Here is a 16,115-nt window from a genome sequence, read left to right as displayed (position 1 = left end):
AGTCGATAAATTACTATACTCCCCACCGTTTTTTATAAATAACCCATGATGACCAAGGAATATAAGGACAATAAAATATACTATATAGGAGTATATTTTATTGTGCGTTCAAGATAGCGGCAATTCCACTTAGCAAAATCCAATTTCCATCCAGCTCTGAGCACCCATTTTTGCAACTCAATTGCATTTTCAGGCATAATGTGACATCGCGTTTTTAGCATTCGGTTCAATCGAGATTTGACCCGCACACTCAGCTCACTCATTTCACCATCAGCCCGCCCATGAAATCCACATCATCTAGCCAGCCAGTTTCTGCCAGCATGCCACCGGATCAAGGTCGTGCGCTGGCCGAAACGATGCTGCGCCAAGCCGCCATCCGCGTGACGGATGCGCGCCTGAGTGTATTGACAGTACTGCTAGACACCAGACGTGCGCTATCGCATCAAGAGGCGCAAGATGCTTTGCCCGACATGGACAGAGTTACGCTATACCGCGCTTTGGATTGCCTGACTGATGCCGGTCTGGCGCATAAAATTGCCGGTGACGACAGAATATTTCGCTACAACACAGGGAGCGATCATCAGCCGCACATTGTTGCCAGCGGCATTCAACATCAGCATGGTCATTTCAAATGCACTCGCTGCGCCAAAGTGTTTTGCCTGGATGAAGAACTGCATTGCACCAATCAGGCACATCACCATCCCTCACTGCAAGACCAATTGCAAGTGACGCTGCAAGCGACGCTGGGCAAAGGTTTTCAAAATCACGATATAGAACTGACCATCAAAGGTTGGTGCGCAGACTGCGCGACATAAAATTGACTAAGGACTTGATTGACATGGCTTTAATCCCGACGACTATCCTGACTGGCTTTTTAGGTTCAGGGAAAACCACGCTGCTGAATCGTATTCTGCAAGAGAATCACGGACATAAAATTGCCGTCATCGAAAATGAATTCGGTCAGGAAAACATCGACAACGAAATCCTCGTTCACAACAGCAACGAACAAATTATCGAGATGAACAACGGCTGCATCTGTTGCACCGTGCGTGGCGATCTGATCGTCGCACTAAGTAATCTGATCCAGCAAAAGAACGAAGGCAAACTCAATTTCGATCGCGTGATTATCGAAACTACCGGCCTGGCAAATCCAGGTCCGGTAGCGCAAACTTTTTTTGTCGATGAAGAAGTCGGCAGCTACTACATGCTGGATGCCGTAGTCACCATGGTTGACGCACGTCACGCCATGCAACAATTAAATGAGCATGAAGAAGCGCAACGGCAAGTCGGTTTTGCCGACAAAATTATTCTGTCTAAAACCGATCTGGTCGATGCGGAACAAGTCGACCAACTGCGCCAGCGCCTGGTACGTATGAATCCGCGCGCGACCATCAGCACTGCCGACTTTGGCCAGGTAGCGATCAGCGAGGTACTGGATTTAAAAGGCTTTAACCTGAATGCCAAACTAGAACTTGATCCAGATTTTTTACAGACAGAACAAGAAGAAGAGCACGTACATGACGAGCATTGCGGGCATGATCATGCAGATCATCAGCACAATCATCACAACGAACACAACCACCATCATGCGCACCACTCGGACGACATCGCCGCCTTCGTGTTTAAAAGTGATCGTCCGTTTAACACCGGCAAACTCGACGAGTTTTTGGGCGGACTAGTACAAGTCTTCGGACCACGCATGTTGCGCTACAAAGGCGTGCTGTTAATGGATGGTGCAGACCGCAAGGTGATTTTCCAAGGCGTGCATCAAATTATGGGCACAGATGTCGGCGCTAAGTGGAGCGATGATGAGTTGCGTGAGAGTAAGATGGTGTTTATTGGCAAAAATCTGCCCAAAGACGTATTTATTGATGGTTTAAGACTATGTTTGGTATAAACTAGCGGGCTACTGAATGGGGCGAACTAATTGAAGCGCCCAAGCAAAGCAACGACAGACTTCATACGGATGTCATTTACTTTGCCAGTAAGGGGAGGATAATAGCGGCCTGAATGCAACATTGTGCTATTTCTTATGTATTAACCCGTCGTATCGAAAGTAAGCGAAGTGGCAACTAAATCACCTAAATCGACTGTTACAGTCAGCGCACCAGCAGCTCTGCTCACTGAGGAAGAACTTCTCAAGATGGGCGAGAAAGACTATATGAACGCTGCACAACTGGCTTTTTTCAAAGCCCGTTTGCAACAGCTAGAAAAGGATTTGCTTAAAAACGCCGACGAAACCACAGAGCACCTGCGTGAAACTGTGTTGGTACCTGATCCGGCAGATCGCGCCACGATCGAAGAAGAACATGCCCTGGAACTACGCACCCGCGACCGTGAACGCAAACTGCTGAAAAAAGTACAGCAATCTATCGCCAGTATTGATGAAGGCGAATACGGATGGTGCGAAGAAACTGGCGAAGCGATTGGCGTACCACGCTTGCTGGCACGTCCAACGGCAACATTGTCGTTAGAAGCGCAGCAACGACGTGAAATGAAACAAAAGCTATACGGCGATTAAGCCATAGCCAAACTTTATAAAGAAGCGTGCAACTGAACCTTGCGCGCTTTTTTTTGCGTAAAATTTATTCACTAACCCGGTGAGTTTTACGCCTGCAGAACCGTCTGTCCGGCTAAATAGTCCAGTCAAGCCATAAAATTGTAGGTTTTTTACCACAACTGATTGCAGGCAATATTTTCTAAAATATTGCCTGCATCTGCTTGTGATGTTCTGCGCAGATGTAATTTTTAAAAATAGATAGCCGTTATTGAAACTAATGCTTTCTTTGCTACCGACAAGATAGAAAGTGTATTTTTATTACAAGTAATGGCAAACGATCGTCAGAACTCGGCCTAAGTTCAATACAAAGGATTAAGAGATAAGGACAGCTTCTTTTTTTTCAAAAATCAATTGTGCTGGTTAAAGTAAAACCAATTACACATGAAATAATTCAAGTTCGTTACAATTCATGCACTGAAATTTACGCTTAAGCCTGTGTAGGCAGCATAAGTGACTAACCATAGTTACATGATTCAGACTATACTTTAGCTTCGGAAAATTGCTTGTTTGTGAATGACGTTCAGCACAAATTAAGATTATTTTTTAATCAAAATAAAAGATACATTTTGTCTTTTTATATTCAGGAATAACGTGGGGATTTTTTCACTTTTCGGCAAAAAGAATGGTCAGCAGGAGAAAGACTCCGCGCTGAAAACTTCTGCCAAAAAAACACGTTCTAAAAGCGGCAATACGGATATCTTGGTGACGTCCAGTGACGACGCACAATCAAATTCCATCATGGCTCAACGCCATATGGCTAGAGCAACAGCGCGTAAAATTGATGCGATAGAATTTGAAATGTCGCGTGACATGGGCAAAACAAAAAATGTACTGCCCAATAAAACAACTCCTGATGCAAAAGCCAATTCTGCCAGCAAACCTGCGTCGGCAACTGAGCCGATTACAGACTTCCAAAGTACGCTGCCTCTGGCAATGCCTACTACAGATTATTTGTTGGAACAGCATACCGATTTAATGACCGCAGATCTGGCAGAGACAGAGTCTGTTCCTTTACTAGAAGAAGCGGCGATTTTATTCGCCAGCGGTCAAAAAGAAGTTGCCGAACAAATGCTGCAGGCTGCGATTCATAATAGAAATTTGGGTCAAGCAGAACAAATTGGCTGGTACATGCTGTTTGATCTGTACGAAATTTCAAACAATCAAGCCCAGTTTGACCGTCTGTCATTGGAGTACGCCAGTAAATACGAGATGTCGCCACCGATTTGGCATGATTCACGCTACCAGATGGACAAATCAGGCGATGATACAAATCAGACAACGGCAAATATTTCTTTCCCTGGGCAGCTAGATGGCAACATCATCAAATTGCTGGAACGCTTGCAACAAGTCAGCAAGCAAAGTCAAAGTATTAAGCTGGATTTTACTCGCGTAAAAAATGTCGATGCAGTCGGCTGTGGCTTGTTATTGCGTGCGCTCAAAAATCTGAAAAAAACTAAACATGACTTGATGTTAGTTGCAGCTCAAGACCTGGCCGATAACATCCGCGCGATACTGCAAGTTGGCAGGCGTGACGAAACCGAAGCACCGTGGTTGCTATTGTTGGAAATTTTGCAACTACTGCATTTTGAAAAAGCATTTGAAGAAGTCAGTATGGATTACTGCATTACCTTCGAAGTTTCCCCTCCTTCTTTTGAAGCGCCAAAGAACAAAGTCACCACTTCATTTCCAGAAATTCAACTCGAAACAGAATCAGCCCATCGGTTTATGATGCCAACAGTGATTGAAGGTAAAACCGATATTTTGATCGCACAAATTACCGAGCACTCCAAACTGTACAACCAAATAGTATTAGATTGTTCACGTCTGGACCGAGTCGAATTTGGTGCTTCTGCACAGTTACTCAATGGCCTGGTACCCATCGCGGGTGTTAGAGATAATCACATTCAATTTGTGGAAGTTAACTACTTAGTCATGGCCTTGTTTAATGCCATGGGTTTGAAAAGCGTCGCTACCATCTTCCCTCGCAAGCATTAATAAGTTAGTCGCACACTATTAACCGAGATTTTCCAGTCGGCGTACCAGAAGTGCTATTTGAGTGCTGACGGCGTATTTTCGGTCATCAGCTCAAATCCTAATGGAAATTCTCGGTTAAAGTTGCAAGCCACCTCTGATTCCTGTTCTATCTTGTAATTTGAAGACCTAGCCCCATTTCTATCCAACGCGATCGAAGGCTGTCTAAAACAATCAGCACGCCATTATTAGCTTAAGCGTATCAAGTTTGGCGAGCTCGCCAACGGATGATCGCTACCTGCACATCATTATTCGAGGATCACATGGAACAATTTCACGGCACCACCATCTTGTCAGTACGACGCGGCAATCTGGTCGCACTCGGTGGCGACGGCCAAGTCACACTCGGCAATATCATCATGAAGGGTACTGCCCGTAAAGTGCGCAAGCTGTATCACAACAAAGTATTAGCCGGTTTTGCAGGCGGTACTGCGGATGCTTTTACGCTGATTGAACGGTTTGAAGCCAAGTTGGAAAAACACCAAGGCCACCTGATGCGTGCCTCGGTCGAACTTGCCAAAGACTGGCGCACCGACCGCATGCTGCGCCGGCTGGAAGCGATGCTATTAGTCGCTGACAAAGAGACTACGCTCGTCATCACCGGCAATGGCGATGTGTTGGAACCGACGGACGGCATCGGCGCGATTGGTTCTGGCGGCACATTTGCCCAGTCAGCTGCCAAAGCTTTACAAGAAAATACCGATTTATCCCCTATCGAGATCGTGAAAAAATCACTGACGATCGCTGGCGAATTGTGCATTTACACCAATTTATCCCACACGATAGAAACTCTCGACTGATTTGGATCGCACCATGAATATGACCCCGCAAGAAATCGTTTCTGAACTCGATAAACATGTCGTTGGCCAAGCCCGCGCCAAACGTGCCGTCGCCATTGCATTACGCAACCGCTGGCGCAGACAGCAAGTCCCGGAACCATTACGACATGAAATCACGCCTAAAAATATTCTGATGATAGGACCGACTGGTGTTGGTAAAACCGAGATTGCACGTCGTCTAGCAAAACTGGCAGATGCGCCTTTTATCAAAATCGAAGCTACTAAATTTACCGAAGTCGGTTATGTTGGCCGCGACGTAGATACGATTATCCGCGACTTGGTGGATATCGGTATCAAACAAACCCGCGAAGCAGCAACTCGCAAAGTACGTGCCCGTGCTGAAGATGCGGCGGAAGATCGTATCCTGGATATTTTGCTACCACCAGCCCGTGATTTTGGTTTTAGTCCCAATAAAGAGGTGTCTGAAACTATTGCAGTGTCAGCAGACAATGCAGAAAAAGAGGCTGGCAAAACTGCGGATAACAATACGCGACAAATTTTTCGCAAGCGTCTGCGTGAAGGTACATTAGACGATAAAGAAATCGATATCGAAGTAGCCGAGACCGCGCCCACCATGGAGATCATGGCACCACCCGGCATGGAAGAAATGACTGAGCAGATCAAATCCATGTTCTCCGGCATTGGTAGCGGACGCAAAAAATCTCGTAAGCTCAAGATTAAAGATGCTCTGAAAATTTTGATCGAAGAAGAAGCCGGCAAGCTGGTCAATGAAGACGAGCTGAAACAGCAAGCAATACACAATGTGGAACAAAACGGCATCGTATTTTTAGATGAGATCGATAAGATCGCATCACGTTCTGAGTCTGGTGGCGCCGAGGTATCGCGTGCTGGTGTGCAGCGTGATTTATTGCCTCTGGTCGAAGGCACTACGGTCAATACTAAATACGGCATGATCAAAACGGATCATATTTTATTTATCGCCTCAGGCGCTTTCCATTTGGCCAAGCCATCTGATTTGATACCCGAACTGCAAGGACGTTTTCCGATCCGGGTTGAATTAGAATCTTTGTCGATTGCCGATTTTGAGCGCATCTTAACCAGCACCGACGCCTGTTTAACGCATCAATACAAAGCCTTGCTGGAGACAGAAGGCGTGACGATAGACTTTACTGATGAGGGCGTGCAAAGACTGGCGGGCATCGCTTACGCAGTCAATGAGACCACAGAAAATATCGGCGCCCGACGTCTTTATACGGTGATGGAAAAATTGCTGGAAGAAATCTCCTTCGATGCGCATCAAAATAGTGGCACAACCATTGTGATCGATGCCGCTTACGTAGAGCAGCGGCTGCAGGCATTGTCGGTAGATGAGGATTTATCACGCTATGTTTTGTGATTTAATTTGATGCCGATTTGACGTCGACTTAATGTCTACTTAGTGTCTACTTAATGTCTACTGCGCGTTGAATTGATAGCCATTGACACGCATCAAATACAAATTTAGCCTGGCTTGAGGCTTGCGGTAATAAATCTTAATACTCTTTGTTACTGCAAGCGATTAACTTAACTTCAAAACAATAGTTAAAAAGAGAAAGGAGTAGTGATGGCAAATAAAACGACAGGCACACGCCAGAAGCTGACCTTTCGACTTGACCCTGCACAAACCAAACCACGTAATCCAGTTGCCGTTGCAGCAAAACAGCGCGCAGCAGGTAGCCACCAAAAATCTGCGTCGGCGCTACGACAAGAACAAAACCGTTTAGCAAAAAAGCTGCCCATAGAAGGCGAACAAGATTAAGATTGATGCGTCATGTAATGTCAGGCAATGTCTTAGGACTAAGGTATATGTATGCCAGGAAGCAGACGCCGCAAACAACTTTATCATCGCAAATTATCTTTGCGCAGAAAAGACATTCGTACCCGGTTTGTGGTCGATCTCGCGATACTGTATTTACCGACATTAGGCATACAAAAAACCCGGGAGTTGTTGCGTAGCCAGCTCGTGCTGGATTCCGTGATCAACCGCGTGCTACATCATCCCAAGTTGCGCCGCACTTACACACAACCATAGTCCTCGATATCTTCGTCAAACATTGATAAAGTTAAAGCACTTCCTGCTTAGCATCACGCGCCAATAAACGGGCAATCATCTGCTGCGCAGAAATTTGATCAAACAACACGCCAGCGACGGCATCGGTAATTGGCATCTCCACCTGCAAACTGGCGGCTAAAGTTTTGACTGCCTGCGCACAACGCACGCCCTCGGCAACATGCCCTAATTCTTGTACGATCAACGACAAGGATTTACCCTGCGCCAACGCCAGACCGACTTTGCGGTTACGTGACAAATCTCCGGTACATGTCAAAATCAAATCCCCTACGCCGGTCAAACCCATCAGAGTCTCCGCGCGTCCGCCTAGAGCGGCGCTGAGGCGGCTGATTTCTGCCAGGCCGCGTGTCATCAGGGCTGCCCTTGCGTTTAAACCTAAACCCAAACCATCAGCAATGCCGGTCGCGATGGCCAGAATATTTTTCACTGCACCACCGACTTCTACACCGACCACATCATCACTGGAATACACCCGAATCGCATTCCCATGCACCGCACTGACGACTTTTTGGCACAGCTCTGCTGAGGTAGAAGCGATGGTCAGTGCACACGGCAAACCCTTAGCAACCTCTTGCGCGAACGAGGGGCCGGTTAAAGCGCCCGCCTGCACCGCATCGCCTAAAACCTGACGCACCACTTGATGCGGTAACAGTTGCGTGCCCTCTTCAAACCCTTTGCACAACCAGACCACATGCTGCGGCTGAAATGGCAGACATTGCTGCAATAAAGGCCGTAAGCCAGATACCGAGGTGGCAATGATCAACAAGCCATCTGCCGAACTTGCATGCGCCATAGCCTGCTCAAAATCGGCTGTGGCTTGTAAATCAGTAGGGAAAGGACAGCCCGCAAGATAGGTCTGGTTTTCGCGCTGAGTCTGCATTTGCTGCATCAGCTCGGGCTTTCGCCCCCAAAGCAACACCTGATTTTTAGTGGCAAGAGAAATCGCTAATGCACTGCCCCAGGCACCAGCGCCAAGTACGCTTATGTTCATGATTGCCTGACCTCGTTGTGAAAATACAAATAAAGATTAAATATATACCCCATATAGTATTTATAAACTGTCCAAAGAATCAATGGACAATAGGGCATATTTTCTTATAAATGAGGGGAGTATATAAAAAAGGACAGCATGCTGTCCTTTTTTCGATCACCTTGCAGCCTGCTACACGCCCCAGACTTCAGACACTTTGACATAGCCAATCTGTCCGTCGCGGTGCTTTACTTTGACCCATCCTGATGACACCGGCTCGGCCATTTCTAGCAACACATTTTTGTCTGCGCTAAACACCATAGGCGAGGCTTCATCCGCAGCCGAGTGGGCTTTGACATTGGCGACACGTACAACCACATTGCGACGCGCGACCAATTCTTTTGATTCTACCCAGCTTAAATCGCCACCCATGTCGCGTACTTTGCTCCAGGTGCCGTAAGTCAAAATCACTTCCACTGGCATGCCACGCGGCGCAACATACACCTTGCCGCCCTTGGTCGATGGCGCATCATACAAAATCACGGGGGACGCACCGATAGCTCTAAACTCCAAGGCCTGGGCGATGCCAGACCAAGAAGCGATACCTAACAGTACAGATAAAATCAGAGAACGACGCATAGTAATTTCCACTTTAAACCCGATCAGCTAAGTCAATTAGCTAAGTCAATTAACTAAGCTAATTTAGTCATTAACCAGCTCATCGGGCTAACACTCGATCACGCGCAATTAGTGTGTCGTTGCTGGTGTTTGTTCGCCGCCTTCAGCTTGTAATTTAGCTTGCTGTTCAGCGATATTTTGCAGACGCTGTTGGTAGAAAGCTTCAAAATTGATTTCAGACAAATGTACTGGTGGGAAACCCGCACGGGAAATCACATCAGCAATATTGGCACGCAGGTAAGGATAGATGATATTTGGGCAACCAATACCCAGCAGTGGATCTAACTGATCTGCAGGAATATTGCGTGCTTCAAAAATACCTGCTTGCTTGCCTTCAACCAGAAAAGCAACTTTATCATTGACCTTAGCAGTCACCGTTACAGTCACGATGGACTCAACGATACCGTCGGCTAATGGCGCTGCGCTGACATCCAGAGCGACTTCGATCGTTGGTGCTTCTTGTTCCAGAAAAATAGCTGGGGAGTTTGGCTGTTCAAGCGACAAATCTTTCAGATAAACGCGTTGAATTTGAAATACGGGCTGCAGATTTTCGTCAGACATGTGAGACTTTCTAAAAATTCTAAAAGATTAATAACAATTAATGAACAGCGAGATGGCTGTAGATAGAGCTGATTCAGGCCATTTCAAGATCGCGGCGCGTTATTCTACCAAGTGAAATGCAAAATCAGCAAAAATCTGCTATTTAAGTGATTTTTGCTGATTGATTTGTCAATGTGATGACATTTTATTGAGACTCTGGCAAGGAAGCACAGTGTTACACGCCAAAAAAATTACCCTGAGTGAGCAAAACCGCAGTCAGATCAGAGCCGATTCCTCGCCTGATCAAGCGGGATTCAATAAAGCTTCCAGCTTGCCAGTACGATCCAGCGCCGACAAATCGTCGAAACCGCCGACATGCGTTTCGCCGATGTAAATCTGCGGTACTGTCCGGCGGCCAGTCTTTTGCATCATGTTTTCGCGCACAACCGGGTCCAGATCGACACGGATTTTTTCAATCTCATCCACGCCTTTTGACTTCAGCAGGCGCTCTGCCATAGTGCAATATGGGCAAACTGCGGTGCTATACATTACAACATGCGCTGTCATGATTTTCTCCTGCTAACTTAAATATCTACTTATTTTAATGATTTATTCAATTATTCACCGAACTGACTTACTTGTCGTTCGGCAATTACTTAACTGTTGGCAATCCTTGAGTTTTCCATGCGGAAACACCGCCCTCAAGACTAAACACTTGCTCAAATCCAGCCTTCTTGAGTACGCCAACCGCGGATGCAGACCGCACACCACGCTCGCACACAGTAATGATGGTACTGTTTTTTGATTTTTCTAGTTCTTTTACGCGGCTAGACAAATCGGCCAGAGGAATATTTTTGGCGTTTGGCAAATGACCGGCAGCAAATTCTTCTGCGTCACGTACATCTAACACGACAGTTTTACCCTGGTTCATGACTTGCGTTGCCTGCAATTGCGTTAGCTTGGCGCCACGACGTTGCAGTACGGGGAACAACAAAGCACCGCCAGAAATGAGGGCGACGGCAATCATCCAGATGTTTTCAATTAAGAATTTCACAGTATTCCAATGGGTAATATGGTTATAGATCGTTGGAAACTTCTAAAAACCCCATACTCGAGCGCATCGCGTCGTTGCAAAGCCTCGCAATACCGACGTATTGCCACGTTTTGCGCCTAGCGCTGCATCTCGATTAAAGGGTTTTTAGAAGTTCCCTGTTATAAATGGTTTTAAAGAACGCGCCCATTATAAAATAGATGCTGTTGTAGTTGCTGCTCTACTGTTTTGCGTAAGTCCTAAACTCCAAACTTCTTTTTAATCACACTTCATTACACCATGTACAAAATCGTTTTGATGCGCCACGGCGAATCCACCTGGAATCTTGATAATCGTTTTACTGGCTGGACCGATGTTGATCTGACTGAAAAAGGCGTAGCAGAAGCGCGCCAGGCAGGCAAACTCTTAAAAGAAGCTGGTTTTATGTTTGACGTGGCTTACACCTCCGTCCTTAAACGCGCTATCCGCACACTCTGGGGTACGCTGGATGAAATGGACCTGATGTGGTTGCCCGTCGTACACGACTGGCGTTTGAATGAACGCCATTACGGTGCTTTGCAAGGTTTAAATAAAGCAGAAACAGCTGCGCAGTATGGCGATGAACAGGTTCTTGTATGGCGTCGTAGCTACGATACACCGCCCGATCCCTTGCCAGAAAATGACAGCCGGACTTCTTTCAACGATCCACGCTATGCTGGTTTAACACGCTCACAAATCCCGCTGACTGAATGTTTAAAAGACACGGTAGATCGCGTCATGCCTGCATGGGACGACACAATTGCCCCCGCCATCCGTGCCGGCAAACGTATCATCATCAGTGCCCATGGCAATAGTTTGCGCGCCTTGATCAAAATGTTAGATGGCATCAGCGATGCAGATATCGTCAGCTTAAATATACCTAACGGGCAACCGCTGGTGTATGAGTTGGATGCCGATTTAAAACCCATCAAGCATTACTATCTGGGCGATCAATCCGCGATTGAAGCGGCATTGCACGCAGTTGCCAGCCAAGGGAAATCGAAGTAAGACCATGATAAGACCTTGATGCTGAACGCAGTGACGCACACCAACACCAAAGCAGACAAAGTAAACACAGGTACCAGGCCAGCGTACTCTTCACGGGTGCCGCTGGGCTTGTGCCTGCTGATGCTTGGTAGTTTGTTCAGTTTATTCTGTGGACTAAGTAATCCCGCTCAAGCAGCTAGTAATGCCCGCACGACGCAAAAAAATCAAGTCGAAGCGCAGCGCACTGAGTTACAGCAAAAGCTGCAAGCACTCAAAAAAGATATTAATAAAACAGAGTCGGCCAAAGACAAAGCTAGCGATGCACTGGCTGATTCTGAGCAAGCCATTTCTGAAGCCAATCGTTCTTTGCGCGATTTGCAAACTGAGCAAAACGAGACCCAGACCCGCCTGCAACAATTATTAGCCGAACAGAGCAGACTCAGCGCCAAGGTCGAGCAGCAAAAAAAGCAGCTCTCGGATTTTTTGCGTCATCAATATATGCGTGGCGACAGCGACCGCATCAAGCTACTACTATCGGGCGACAACCCCAACCGCATCAATCGTGATTTGCAATACATGGGTTATGTCTCGCAAACCCAGGCCAAAATGATAGAAGGCTTGCGCACCAGCCTAGCCGCAGTACAAAAAAATGCCAAAGAAGAGCAAGACGCTAAAGACGATCTGGACGAAATCGCGCAAGAAGAAATCACGCATAAAAAAGCCTTAGAGGGAGAGAAGAAAAAACGTGGCACTTTGTTAGCGCAATTAGCCGACAAACTACACGCGCAAAAAAAAGAGGCCGACAATCTGCAAAAAGATGAACAGCGTCTCGGCAATCTGGTCACACAATTAAATAAATTGATTGCGGAACAAATCAAAGCAGAACAAGAACGCGCAGCACAATTAGCAAAACAAAAAGAAAAACAGCGCCTGGAAAAACTCGCTCAAGAAAAAGCACTCAAAAATAAAAAATCCGGCAAGCCGACCAATCCCGATGCGATCGACGATGACGAACCTCCAAGTAAAGTGATCGCAAAGAATGAGCAGACACCGGTAGCGACTAGTTTTGACGGCAATTTTAGCAAGTTAAAAGGACAACTTCGTCTGCCAGTTAAAGGGGAATTAATCGCCAAGTTTGGTAGCAAACGCGGGGACGGCCCTAGCTGGAAAGGTATTTTCATCAAGACCGCAGAAGGCGCAGAAATCAAAGCGATTGCGGCTGGCCGAGTAGTGTTTGCCGATTGGCTACGCGGCTTTGGGAATATGGTGATTGTCGATCATGGTAACGAATATCTGAGTTTATATAGCAACAATCAAGCAGTCTTAAAACATGTGGGCGACATCGTAAAAACCGGCGACGTCATCGCCAGCGCGGGTAATAGCGGCGGCAATGAAGAATCAGGTTTATACTTTGAGCTAAGGTATCAAGGGCGCGTATTCGACCCATTGACGTGGGCAACAATCAGATGAGATGTGGATATTGAAATGGGTAGCAAAATAAAAAGTTTTAGCTTAATCAGTTTTGGCGTTATCGCTGGCGTTGCTGCGACGATCCAGTTTTCTGCTTTGGCACAAAAAAATACCGGTTCACCTTTGCCCGTGGAAGAACTACGGCAACTGGCTGACGTTTTCGGCATGATCAAGACCGACTACGTCGAGCCCGTAGAAGACAGCAAACTATTGACCGAAGCCATTTCTGGCATGGTCGCTTCACTCGATCCGCATTCAGCTTATCTGGATAAAAAAGCCTACAAAGAATTACGTGAAGGTACGCAAGGCAAATTTGTCGGTCTGGGCATTGAAGTCGGGATGGAAGATGGTTACGTCAAAATCATTTCTCCGATTGAAGATTCGCCCGCTTATCGCGCTGGTATCAAACCGGGCGATCTGATTACGCGTCTGGATTCGATACCGATCAAAGGTCTGAGTCTGGATGAGGCCGTCAAAAAAATGCGTGGCGAACCAAATAGCAAAATCACGCTGACGCTGGCGCGCAAAAACGAGGATAAGCCTATCGTCGTCACCATCACACGTGAGCTGATCAAACAGCAAAGCGTTAAAGCAAAGATGGTAGAGCCCGGATATGCCTGGTTGCGGATAGCCCAGTTCCAGGAGCCGACGGTTGAAGACATGGCAAAAAAAATTCAGGCTTTGTACACGCAAGATCCTAATCTAAAAGGTCTGGTGCTCGATTTACGCAATGATCCGGGCGGCGTATTGCCTGGTGCGATTGGTGTCTCAGCCGCGTTTTTGCCAAAAGATGCCGTCGTCGTTACGACCAACGGCCAGTTAGCAGACTCCAAAGCCAGCTACACCGCTAAGCGTGAAAACTATGCCACCCGCGCCATCGGCGATCCGCTCAGCAAATTACCAGAAGCGATTAAGAACGTGCCGATGGTCGTGCTAATCAATACTGGCTCAGCCTCCGCGTCCGAAATCGTGGCAGGTGCTTTACAAGATTACAAACGCGCCACCATTCTGGGGACTCAAAGTTTTGGCAAGGGATCGGTACAAACCATACGCCAGATCTCTGCTGATACCGCCGTCAAACTGACCACCGCACGCTACTACACACCGAACGGTCGCTCGATTCAGGCGAAAGGTATCACCCCTGATCTGGCAGTGGAAGAAACCGCAGAAGGCGACGGCTTCAACAGCCTGCGCACACGCGAAGTAGATTTAGACAAGCACTTAAATAACGACAAAGAAGCTGAGCAAGCCAATAAATCCAAGGTTGATGAGGTGGAAGAAGAACAGCGCCTGATCGCTCTCGCCAAGAAAAGCAAGCCACTGGAATACGGCAGCAAAGATGACTTCCAATTGGCCCAAGCCTTAAATCACTTAAAAGGCTTGCCAGTCAAAGTCACCAAAGTTGATCCAAAAGATGCCGCAGAAGAGAGCAAAGAAGAATCTAAATCTGAATCTAAAGCAGAGTCAAAGAAAAAATAAAGCGACATTGATCAAGGTCGTGTCCTACATGCCACGATCTGATCTGACCAGGCCGCATATTGTGCGGCCTTTTTTACGACTCTCTTTTAGTTTTTTTAGGTTCTTTTTTGAATCTCTATTTGCAAGCCAAAAGACTAGTATTAAATATACTCATAGTTAGTATATTTTAATCGTCCATAGGTTAATTGATCTATATGCCAATTTAGAAAAAAATAATGGGGAGTATATGAATAACTTATCCTCATCAGTCATTACAAAGTCAGCATAATGCCGCTCAACTTTATTGTCCTTACTCCGTGTTTTAACTAAATTATTCCTGCCAATAATTACTATGAATGATCAGCAACTCCTACGTTACTCGCGCCATATTTTGCTCGACCAGATCGGTATTGAGGGTCAACAAAAAATCAATGCAGCACATGCGCTCATCATTGGAGCTGGCGGTCTGGGATCACCAGCAGCGATGTATCTCGCCAGCGCAGGCGTAGGCAAAATCACGCTGGTCGATCATGACGAAGTCGATTTAACCAACTTACAGCGCCAGATTCTCCACACCACCGCACGCGTCGGTCAGCCCAAAGCAGAGTCCGCCAGACAGACTTTGCAAGCCATCAATCCCGACATTGAGATCGTCACTCTGCAAGAAAAAGTCAGCGGTCAACGCCTGCAAGAACTAGTACAAAACGCCAGCATCGTCCTGGATTGCTGCGACAATTTCAGCACCCGCCACGCAGTCAATCAAGCCTGCGTAGAGTTTGGTGTACCGCTGGTATCCGGCGCAGCGATCTCATTTGACGGACAAATCAGCGTATTCGACAGCCGCGATACCAGCTCACCCTGCTACGCCTGCCTGTTCCCACCGGATCAGCAATTTGAAGAAGTCCAATGCGCCACGATGGGCGTATTTGCACCGCTAGTCGGCATTATCGGCAGCATGCAAGCAGCCGAAGCACTGAAGGTCATGATGGGCATAGGCAAACCGCTACTAGGCCGCTTGCTACTACTCGATGCGCAAACTATGGAATGGACGCAAATCCGCGTGGCACGTAATCTTGCATGTGCGGTTTGTGGTCAGCGACATTAGTGCAAATTACAGTTTTCATGCACTAGTCAGATAGCGATCTTCTCCTAGCGGCGCGGTTCTTAGGCTCGTCTCTTTAGATATTGGTAACTCCTACACGGCCGTACGTCCAGCCTTTTCCCTTTTGTACTACAGGATTCTGCGTCCTGCTGGAACGGTGTTCCTTGAAGTATGGAGCTGCATACAATATGAATTACTCCCCATATGTATATTTTAGTCCTCCATATAATACTTGGACAATTAGGTGGCGGATTCAGCTACGAAGAGCAACGGGAGGTAAGTTTTAGTGGGAGTATATCCAAATTATAAAAAACCTCAAACGGCGTTCGATAGCCGAGGC

The 16,115-nt window shown here is 46.9% G+C and carries 17 protein-coding genes; 12 read left to right on the top strand and 5 right to left on the bottom strand.

Going from position 1 to position 16,115, the window contains the following annotated elements; translation table 11 throughout:
• Positions 1–281 precede the first annotated feature (281 nt).
• The 8 genes from AAKU64_RS18680 (at position 282) to AAKU64_RS18645 (ending at position 7,462) form a co-directional block, all read left to right on the top strand.
• A complete protein-coding gene (locus AAKU64_RS18680) occupies positions 282–815 on the top strand; it encodes a Fur family transcriptional regulator (protein ID WP_354362654.1) in 534 nt (177 codons plus the stop codon).
• Positions 816–838: 23 nt separating this feature from the next.
• Positions 839–1,897 carry a CobW family GTP-binding protein gene (locus tag AAKU64_RS18675; protein ID WP_354362653.1) on the top strand — a complete coding sequence of 353 codons (1,059 nt, stop codon included), beginning with the start codon at positions 839–841 and terminating at the stop codon, positions 1,895–1,897.
• Between the two features lie 219 nt (positions 1,898–2,116).
• The gene (dksA, locus tag AAKU64_RS18670; protein WP_322121674.1) at positions 2,117–2,521 is read left to right on the top strand and encodes an RNA polymerase-binding protein DksA; all 405 of its coding nucleotides are present in this window, start codon (positions 2,117–2,119) and stop codon (positions 2,519–2,521) included.
• 630 nt (positions 2,522–3,151) lie between these two features.
• Entirely contained in the window at positions 3,152–4,555 is a 1,404-nt protein-coding gene (locus AAKU64_RS18665) for an STAS domain-containing protein (protein WP_354362652.1), read from the top strand.
• A gap of 299 nt (positions 4,556–4,854) precedes the next feature.
• Positions 4,855–5,391, top strand: coding sequence for an ATP-dependent protease subunit HslV (hslV, locus tag AAKU64_RS18660; protein ID WP_322120945.1), 537 nt, complete (start codon positions 4,855–4,857; stop codon positions 5,389–5,391).
• 13 nt (positions 5,392–5,404) lie between these two features.
• Positions 5,405–6,787, top strand: coding sequence for an ATP-dependent protease ATPase subunit HslU (hslU, locus tag AAKU64_RS18655; protein WP_354362651.1), 1,383 nt, complete (start codon positions 5,405–5,407; stop codon positions 6,785–6,787).
• 207 nt (positions 6,788–6,994) lie between these two features.
• The gene (locus tag AAKU64_RS18650) at positions 6,995–7,189 is read left to right on the top strand and encodes a hypothetical protein (RefSeq protein ID WP_322120943.1); all 195 of its coding nucleotides are present in this window, start codon (positions 6,995–6,997) and stop codon (positions 7,187–7,189) included.
• A gap of 51 nt (positions 7,190–7,240) precedes the next feature.
• Positions 7,241–7,462: a hypothetical protein gene (locus tag AAKU64_RS18645; RefSeq protein ID WP_354328900.1), complete on the top strand. Its 222-nt coding sequence runs from the start codon at positions 7,241–7,243 to the stop codon at positions 7,460–7,462.
• A gap of 31 nt (positions 7,463–7,493) precedes the next feature.
• Here AAKU64_RS18645 and AAKU64_RS18640 read toward each other — a convergent pair whose 3' ends face one another.
• From AAKU64_RS18640 to AAKU64_RS18620, 5 genes are all read right to left on the bottom strand, one after another.
• Positions 7,494–8,492, bottom strand: a complete 999-nt coding sequence (locus tag AAKU64_RS18640) for an NAD(P)H-dependent glycerol-3-phosphate dehydrogenase (RefSeq protein WP_354328898.1) — start codon at positions 8,490–8,492, stop codon at positions 7,494–7,496.
• A 171-nt stretch (positions 8,493–8,663) separates the two neighbouring features.
• Entirely contained in the window at positions 8,664–9,110 is a 447-nt protein-coding gene (locus AAKU64_RS18635) for an SH3 domain-containing protein (protein WP_322120940.1), read from the bottom strand.
• A gap of 108 nt (positions 9,111–9,218) precedes the next feature.
• The gene (secB, locus tag AAKU64_RS18630; RefSeq protein ID WP_322120939.1) at positions 9,219–9,710 is read right to left on the bottom strand and encodes a protein-export chaperone SecB; all 492 of its coding nucleotides are present in this window, start codon (positions 9,708–9,710) and stop codon (positions 9,219–9,221) included.
• 282 nt (positions 9,711–9,992) lie between these two features.
• Entirely contained in the window at positions 9,993–10,256 is a 264-nt protein-coding gene (gene grxC / locus AAKU64_RS18625) for a glutaredoxin 3 (protein ID WP_322120938.1), read from the bottom strand.
• Positions 10,257–10,341: 85 nt separating this feature from the next.
• Complete coding sequence (locus AAKU64_RS18620) at positions 10,342–10,743, bottom strand: rhodanese-like domain-containing protein (RefSeq protein WP_354328893.1); 402 nt, start codon at positions 10,741–10,743, stop codon at positions 10,342–10,344.
• Between the two features lie 276 nt (positions 10,744–11,019).
• Between AAKU64_RS18620 and gpmA the strand changes: the two genes are divergently transcribed.
• The 4 genes from gpmA to AAKU64_RS18600 all read left to right on the top strand — a co-directional run bounded on the left by gpmA (position 11,020) and on the right by AAKU64_RS18600 (position 15,778).
• Positions 11,020–11,766 carry a 2,3-diphosphoglycerate-dependent phosphoglycerate mutase gene (gene gpmA, locus AAKU64_RS18615; protein ID WP_354362650.1) on the top strand — a complete coding sequence of 249 codons (747 nt, stop codon included), beginning with the start codon at positions 11,020–11,022 and terminating at the stop codon, positions 11,764–11,766.
• Between the two features lie 120 nt (positions 11,767–11,886).
• A complete protein-coding gene (locus AAKU64_RS18610; RefSeq protein ID WP_503012716.1) occupies positions 11,887–13,215 on the top strand; it encodes a murein hydrolase activator EnvC family protein in 1,329 nt (442 codons plus the stop codon).
• A 15-nt stretch (positions 13,216–13,230) separates the two neighbouring features.
• A complete protein-coding gene (locus AAKU64_RS18605) occupies positions 13,231–14,694 on the top strand; it encodes a S41 family peptidase (RefSeq protein ID WP_354328890.1) in 1,464 nt (487 codons plus the stop codon).
• A 331-nt stretch (positions 14,695–15,025) separates the two neighbouring features.
• Positions 15,026–15,778 carry a HesA/MoeB/ThiF family protein gene (locus AAKU64_RS18600; protein WP_354362648.1) on the top strand — a complete coding sequence of 251 codons (753 nt, stop codon included), beginning with the start codon at positions 15,026–15,028 and terminating at the stop codon, positions 15,776–15,778.
• The last annotated feature ends 337 nt before the right edge of the window (positions 15,779–16,115 follow it).

The organism is Undibacterium sp. GrIS 1.8, assembly GCF_040544445.1.
Classification (GTDB): Bacteria; Pseudomonadota; Gammaproteobacteria; order Burkholderiales; family Burkholderiaceae_D; genus Undibacterium.
Note: the sequence above shows the minus strand (reverse complement) of the source record. Positions and strands in the feature narration are given on the sequence as shown.